Source organism: uncultured Sphingomonas sp. (assembly GCF_946477935.1).
GTDB lineage: Bacteria > Pseudomonadota > Alphaproteobacteria > Sphingomonadales > Sphingomonadaceae > Sphingomonas.
Window position 1 is genome coordinate 1 of sequence record NZ_CAMLAC010000185.1, and the last position, 7,232, is coordinate 7,232.

The 7,232-nt window shown below is 69.8% G+C and carries 7 protein-coding genes; 2 read left to right on the top strand and 5 right to left on the bottom strand.

Going from position 1 to position 7,232, the window contains the following annotated elements; all coding sequences use genetic code 11:
- From thiL to hisG, 5 genes are all read right to left on the bottom strand, one after another.
- The coding region (gene thiL, locus Q0U08_RS15625; protein WP_298092461.1) for a thiamine-phosphate kinase at positions 1-799 on the bottom strand (799 nt) is incomplete at its 3' end.
- Positions 800-815: 16 nt separating this feature from the next.
- The gene (nusB, locus tag Q0U08_RS15630) at positions 816-1,271 is read right to left on the bottom strand and encodes a transcription antitermination factor NusB (protein ID WP_298092462.1); all 456 of its coding nucleotides are present in this window, start codon (positions 1,269-1,271) and stop codon (positions 816-818) included.
- A gap of 43 nt (positions 1,272-1,314) precedes the next feature.
- Complete coding sequence (locus Q0U08_RS15635; RefSeq protein ID WP_298092463.1) at positions 1,315-2,373, bottom strand: glycoside hydrolase family 43 protein; 1,059 nt, start codon at positions 2,371-2,373, stop codon at positions 1,315-1,317.
- A 109-nt stretch (positions 2,374-2,482) separates the two neighbouring features.
- On the bottom strand, positions 2,483-3,778 hold the full coding sequence (gene hisD, locus Q0U08_RS15640) for a histidinol dehydrogenase (RefSeq protein ID WP_298092464.1): 1,296 nt from the start codon (positions 3,776-3,778) through the stop codon (positions 2,483-2,485).
- Positions 3,775-4,434 carry an ATP phosphoribosyltransferase gene (gene hisG, locus Q0U08_RS15645; protein ID WP_298092465.1) on the bottom strand — a complete coding sequence of 220 codons (660 nt, stop codon included), beginning with the start codon at positions 4,432-4,434 and terminating at the stop codon, positions 3,775-3,777. The genes hisD and hisG overlap by 4 nt, the downstream gene beginning before the upstream one ends.
- A 136-nt stretch (positions 4,435-4,570) precedes the next feature.
- Here hisG and Q0U08_RS15650 point away from each other — a divergent pair, with 136 nt between their 5' ends.
- Together Q0U08_RS15650 and Q0U08_RS15655 are read left to right on the top strand one after the other, a co-directional pair.
- Positions 4,571-7,057 (top strand): DegT/DnrJ/EryC1/StrS family aminotransferase, encoded by a 2,487-nt coding sequence (locus Q0U08_RS15650; RefSeq protein ID WP_298092466.1) that lies wholly within the window; start codon positions 4,571-4,573, stop codon positions 7,055-7,057.
- 23 nt (positions 7,058-7,080) lie between these two features.
- On the top strand, positions 7,081-7,232 hold a 152-nt coding region (locus Q0U08_RS15655; protein ID WP_298092468.1), incomplete at its 3' end, for a glycosyltransferase.

A 7,232-nucleotide genomic window follows, 5' to 3' on the forward strand; every position in this document is an offset into this window, starting at 1 on the left:
ATCCCACCCGCGTCGCCGCTACCGGCGGCACCGCCCCCTTGGCCAGCGCGAACAGCAGCTCGTAATCATCCCCCGCCGTCGCGGCGGCCAGCGCATCGCCACCCCAGGCCCGATACGCGCCGGACAGCGGCACCGCGCCCAGATCGACCGTCACCGCCACCCCGCTCGCCGCCGCCATCCGCGCCGCATCGATCAGCAGCCCGTCGGACACGTCCATCATCGCAGCGACCACCGGCGCCAGCGCCCGCCCCTCGGCCAGCCGCGGCACTGGCCGCCGATATGCCGCCAGCAATTCTGCCGGCCCCTCGGCACCTTGCGCGATCGCAAGCCCCGCGCCGGCATCGCCGATCGTGCCCGTCACCCACAAAGCGTCGCCCGCCCGCGCGCCCGATCGCACCGGCGCCGTCGCATCGCTGCCGAACGCGGTCAGCGTCAGCGTGCGGGCACCGCGCAGCGACACGGTATCCCCCCCGATCAACCGTGCGCCCGTGGCGCGCAGCGCATCGCCGAACCCGGCCAGGAATGCCCGGTCCCACGCATCGTCGCCGATCGGATAATTCAGCAGCACCCCCTCGACCGCCGCCCCCTTGGCGGCCAGGTCGGACAGGTTGGTGGCGAGCAGCTTCCACGCCACGTCGCCGGGCGGATCGTCCGCCAGATAATGCACCCCCTCGACCAGCGTATCGGTGGTCACGAACAACGCGCCGGCATCCACCACCGCGCCATCGTCGGTCAGGCCGCGCGCGCCGGGATGCAGCGGCAGCGCGCGTAAGGCGGCGATGAACTCTCCCTCGGTCACCGCCGCGCGGCCGCCATCAGGCGCGCACCGCCTTGGCGATGCCGTCCAGCACCCCGTTCACGAACCCCGACTCGCGCCGCTCGTAAAAGGCATGTGCCACATCCACATATTCGCTGATCACCGCACCCACCGGCACGTCGCGGCGCGCCAGCAGCTCATAGGTGCCGGCGCGCAGGATCGCCTTCATCGGCTTGTCCAGCCGTGCCAGCGACCAGCCCGCGGCCAGCTTGCCCTCGATCAACAGGTCGATCTCGCCGGCCCGGTCGGTCACGCCCTTGACGATATCGTCGAAGAAGTCGGTATCCGCATCGGCATATTCGACATCCTCGATCGTCGCGCCGATGCGGTGGTTGTGGAATTCGTGCAGCAGCACGGGGACGGCGGTGCCCTCCATCTCGTGCTGATACAGCGCCTGAACGGCGGCAAGGCGCGCCGCCGCGCGCTCTTTGGTACGGTTGCTGGTACGATTCATCGTCGCGCCTTTACGCCGATGCGGCGCGGTCGTCACCCCGCCGCTACTTCCCCATCACCGTCGTCGTCGGCGTGCCCTTTCGCCCTTCGGGCAAGGTGACGCCCTCCCGTGTCTGCACGATCGGCCGGATCGTCCCGTCGGGATTGTAATACAGCCGCTCCACCGCCGCCGACCGCCGGAATTCTCCACCCTGCTCGCCGTCGATGGTCAGCGTGCCGTCATGATAGAAGAAGTACCAGTTGTTCTTGAACGGCACGATGCCTGCGTGGATGGTGAAGCTGTTCGTCGCCTCGCCGGTCAGTTCGCCGCGATAGGTCCACGGCCCCTGGATTGACGGGGCGGTGGCGTAGGAGATGCGCTCCTTCTTCTGCTCCGGCTCCTTGATGGAGGCATAGGTCAGGTAATACAGCTTGCCCCGCTTGTGCAGCCACGGGCCTTCCAGATAATTGGTGACCTTCAACTCTCGCGGTTCGCCGTCCAGTTCGGTCATGTTGGGCTTCAGCTTGGCGATGTAGAGGTTGGAATTGCCCCAGGCCAGCCAGCTCGTCCCGTCATCGTCGGTGAAGACGGTGGGGTCGATGTCGCTCCACGCCCGCCACGTCGCCTTGTTGTCCGTGACCAGCGCCGATCCGCGTGCATCCCTGAACGGCCCCAGCGGCGTGTCGCCCACCGCGACGCCGATCGCCTTGCCGGGATGCGTCTTGTCGTGCTCCACCGTCACGTAGAAGTAGAATTTGCCGTTCTTCTCCACCATCTGCGACGCCCAGGCCTCGCCCTTCGCCCAGGTGAAGTCGGTCGGCTTCATGATCGGGCCATGCGCCGTCCAGTTCTTCATGTCGGTGGTCGAATAGGCCAGCCATTCGTTCATCGTGAAGCCCTGCTTGCCCTTGGCCTCGTCGCGCCCGGCATACAGGTACAGCCGGTCACCCACGACGAGGGGCGCGACATCGGCGGTGAAGCGATCGCGGATGATCGGGTTCGATCCCGGCCGATCGACATAGCGATCCTGCCCCCCGCGCGCCGGCGCGTCCTGCGCCACCGACACCGCCCCCAGGCCGAGTGCCATCGCGACGCCGGCGCTCCACGCCAGCCGACGTGCCATACGTCCCGTTTCCATGCCGATCCTCTCCCGCCAAGCGCTGGTTGCGCCTCAGGATTTCACTCTAGAGGCGGCGGGATCGTGTCGTCAATTGTCAGACTAGAACTTTGCCCTACCGGTTCAGCCGCAGCCGCAACGCCACCGACCGCGCATGGGCCGGCAGCCCTTCCGCCTCGGCCAGCGCGACGGTGGCCGGCCCCAGTGCCTTCAGCGAATCCTCGGTCAGTCCCAGAAAGCTCGTCCGCTTCATGAAATCCAGCACCGACAGTCCGCTGGCGAAGCGCGCCCGGCGCCCGGTGGGCAGCACATGGTTGGGCCCCGCCACGTAATCGCCGATCGCCTCGGGGGTGTAGCGGCCCAGGAACACGCTGCCGGCATGGCGCACCCGGTCGAACAATGCCTGCGGATCGTCGGTGGCGATCTGCAGATGCTCGGGCGCCAGCCGGTCGACCAGCGGCATCGCCTCCTCCAGTGTCGGCACGACGATGATCGCGCCGTTCGCATCCCAGGCGGCGCGCGCCACGGCGGCGGTGGTCAGTTCGGGGATCTGCCGGTCCACCGCCGCTGCCACCTGATCGGCAAAGGCGGCATCGTCGGTAAACAGGATCGATTGCGTCACCGTGTCATGCTCGGCCTGGCTCAGCAGGTCGGCGGCGATCCATTCGGGATCGTTCCTGGCGTCGGCCACCACCACGATCTCGCTCGGCCCCGCGACCATGTCGATGCCGACCACGCCGTACACCTGCCGCTTGGCCTCCGCGACCCAGGCATTGCCCGGCCCCGTCACCACGTCGACGCGCGCGATCCGGCCCGCGCCGTACGCCAGCGCGCCGATCGCCTGCGCGCCGCCGATCCGCCACACCTCGTCCACGCCCGCCAGATGCGCCGCCGCCAGCACCAGCGCGTTCGTCTGCCCCTTGGGCGTCGGCACCGTCATCACCAGCCGCCCCACGCCCGCCACCTTGGCGGGAATCGCGTTCATCAGCAGCGAGGATGGATAGGCCGCCCGTCCGCCCGGCACGTACAGCCCCGCCGCATCCACCGGCCGCCAGCGCGCGCCCAGCCTGACGCCCGCCTCGTCCACCCACTCGCTATCCTCGGGCTTCTGCCTTTCGTGATAGGTCCGGATGCGCGCCGCCGCCAGGTCCAGCGCCGCGCGCAGCTCGGGCTCCAGCCCCTCATAGGCGGCACGGCAGTCCGCCGGCTCGATCCGCCAGCCGGTCTCCGCCAGGTCGTGCCCGTCCAGCTTGCGCGTGAACGCCGCCACCGCCGCCTCGCCTTCGTCGCGGACCGCGCGCAGGATGGTCGCCACGTCGCGCGCGACATCGGCATCCGCCTCGCGCCGCGCATCGACCAGCGCATCGAAATCCGCGGCAAAGCCCACCCCGGTCGTATCGAGCCGGATCATGCCGCCGTCTCCGCCACCGCGCGCCGGATCGCCTCGACCAGCGGCACCACCCGCCCGCGCGTCTTCATCGCCGCACGGTTGACCACCAGCCGCGAGGTGACATGCGCGATCACCTCCACCTCGACCAGCCCGTTCTCCTTCAGCGTCCGCCCCGAGGAGACGAGATCGACGATCCGGGGCGCCAGCCCCAGCGTCGGCGCCAGCTCCATCGCACCGTTCAGCTTCACGCACTCGGCCTGAACCCCGCGCCTTGCGAAGTAAGCACTGGTGATATGCGGATATTTCGTCGCCACGCGCACATGGCTCCATCCGCGCGGATCGTCCGTCGCCGCCATGTCGGCCGGCTCCGCCACCGAGATCCGACAATGCCCGATGCCCAGGTCGACCGGCGCATACAGTTCCGAATAATCGAACTCGGCCAGCACGTCGGACCCGACGATGCCCAGTTGCGCCGCGCCGTGCGCGACAAAGGTCGCCACGTCGAACGCGCGCACCCGGATCAGCTCGATCTCCGGATCGTCGGTGGCGAAGCGCAGCGCACGGCTGTTCTCGTCCGAAAAGGCGGCTTCGGGCCGGATACCCGCGGCGGCGAGCAGCGGCAGCGCTTCGGCCAGGATGCGCCCCTTGGGCACGGCGATGATGAGCGGCTGGGACATGGTTCCCGCGCGCTTACCGGCCGCCCGTCGCACGCGCAACGGCGCTGGCTGCGATCACCATTTTCATTAGTACGTAACCGAACATTAGCACAGCTTGATCCATATCAGCGCCGTTCCAACAACCGGTACCGCCATGATGCCTCCGCTTCCCCTGATCGCACCCAACCCGCCCCGGCTGAGCGAGCATCTGGATGCGTTGCGCCGCGTCGAGGCGTCCGGCGTGTTCAGCAACAACGGGCCGGAGGTGCGCGCGTTCGAGGCGGAGGCGACCGAGCGGCTGTTCGACGGCCGGGGTGCCTGCCTCGCCGTGGCCAATGCGACGCTTGGCCTGATGATCGCGATCCGCGACGCGGGCGGCACCCGCATCGCGCCCGGCACCATGGCGCTGATGCCGGCGCTGACCTTTGCCGCCACCGCCCATGCCGCGATGTGGGCCGGGCTGACGCCCCTCGTCTGCGATATCGATCCGGACGACTGGGGCGCCTGCGCCGCCGCGGAGGAGCGGTTGCTGGCCGCCCATGGCGCCCGCATCGGCGTCATCGTTCCTTATGCGACCTTCGGCAACGCCATCGATCTCGATCGCTATGCCTGGCTGGCGACGCGTCACGGGGTGGGCGTGGTGATCGACGCCGCCGCCTCGCTCGGCACGCGCGACGCCGGCGGTCGTGCCTTCGGCGCCGATGCGCGCTTCGCCATCGTCCATTCGATGCATGCCACCAAGACCTTTGCCGTGGCGGAAGGCGGCCTGATCCACAGCGCGGATACCGACCTGATCGACCGGCTGCGTGCGATGACCAATTTCGGGTTCGGCGCACCGCGCAGCGCGACGATGCCCGGCCTCAACGCCAAGCTGCCCGAGATATTGGCGATCATGGCCCGCGCCAAACTGGCCGAAATCGACGCGGTGACCGATCACCGCGCCATGCTGGAGGCGACCTATCGCACCGCGGTCGGCGACGCGCTGACGCTGCAGCGCGCATCCGGCACGCGTCGCGCCACGCAGTTCATGCCCGTGCTGCTGCCCCGCCCGCTCGGGGCCCACCGCCCCGCCATCGTCGCCGCGATCGAGGCGGAGGGGATTGGCTGTGGTCAGTATTTCTCGCCGCATCTGGGGCAGCAGCCCTGGTTCCGCGACCAGGGCGTCATCGAGCCGACGCCGGTGGCGGACGACGTTGCCGGCCGCATGCTGTCGCTGCCGATCACCGATGCGATGGTGGCGGGCGATGTCGGACGGGTGGTCGATGTCGTCGCACGCGCCTGCTCGCACGTCATCCCGCGCGTCGTGGCGACGCCGGCCGCTCCGATCGCCTCGCCCATCGCATCGGTGGTGATCGTCGGCGGCGGCCCGGCGGGCACCGCGATCCTCACCGCCGCCAGCAAACACGGCCTGCTCGGCCCCCTCGCCCGCGACATGATCCTGGTGGAACGCGACGACCATGTCGGCGGCGGCCGCCTGGGCGGCTATGCGATCACCTCCGATTCCACCGCACAGACCTTTCTCACCGCGGTGCGCGACAATCCCTATCCCCGGATCGCCGCGCTCGCCGATCACCCCGTCGGCCGCACCGTCGACGCCTATCGCGACGCACTCGGCGTCCCCCTCGCCGACGCCGGCCCGCTACTGCGCGAAACCGGCCAGCGACTCGCCTCCATCGTCCGCGACGGTGGCGGCACCGTGCTCACCGGCCACGAAGCCATCTCCGCCCGCAGGCATGCCGATGGCCTGTGGAGCGTCCGCCTGCGCCGCCTGTCGGACGGCCAGGAGACGCAGCAGACCGCCCGCGCCGTGGTGATCGCGACGGGCGGGCACCAGCCGCCATCGGTCGCCGACCGCATCGTCGCCGGCGAGTCGCTCGGGCGTCTGGCGGGTGATCGCCTGGTCCGTTCCGACGAGCTGCTGACGATCGGCGGCCTGGAGGCGGTCACCGAGCGGCTGGCATCGATCCGCACGCCGCGCGTCGCGGTCGTCGGTGGATCGACCAGCGCATTGACCAGCGTCGCGCTGCTGCTCAAGGGGCGCATACCGCTCGGCGCCGGCGCGCTCACCCTCCTCCATCGCCGCCCCTTGCGTCCCTTCTATCCCTCGATCGAGGCCGCCCGAAACGAAGGCTTCACCGATTTCGGCCCTGACGATATCTGCCCCGTATCCGGCTTCGTCTATCGGCTTGCCGGCTTCCGGCTGGAGGCGCGCGAACTCGTGCTGCGCCTGCTCGGCGTCGACGGCCGTGTCGCCGACCCCCGCGTCGCCAGCCATCGCATCGCCGGGGATGCCGACGAAACCGCCCGCCGTCTCATCCGCGAGGCCGATCTCGTCGTCGCCGCGCTCGGCTATCGTCCACACGCGCTGCCTATCGAGGATGCCGCGGGCACCCCCCTGCCGCTCGCCGCGGATCAGGGCGGCGCGATGGTGGATCGTCATTGCCGCGTCCGCGATGCCGGGGGTAGCCCGATCCCCGGCCTCTACGGCATCGGCTTGGCCGCCGGCTTCGTGCCCTGGGGGCGGCTCGGCGGCGAACCGAGCTTCGTCGGCCAGGCCAACGGCCTCTGGCTGTGGCAGAACGACGTTGGACTGATGATCGTCGATCAACTGCTCGGCCGCGAAACGGTGCGGGCCGCGGCATGACCGCGCCCGCCGTCAGCGTCGTCATGGCGGCCTATAACGGCGCTGCCTGGCTGCCCGAAACGTTGCAAAGCCTCGCCGCACAGACCTTCACCGATTTCGAGGTGCTGGTCGTCGACGACTGTTCCACTGACGGTACCCGCGATCTCGTCGCGTCGTGGCCGGACGCGCGCGTCCG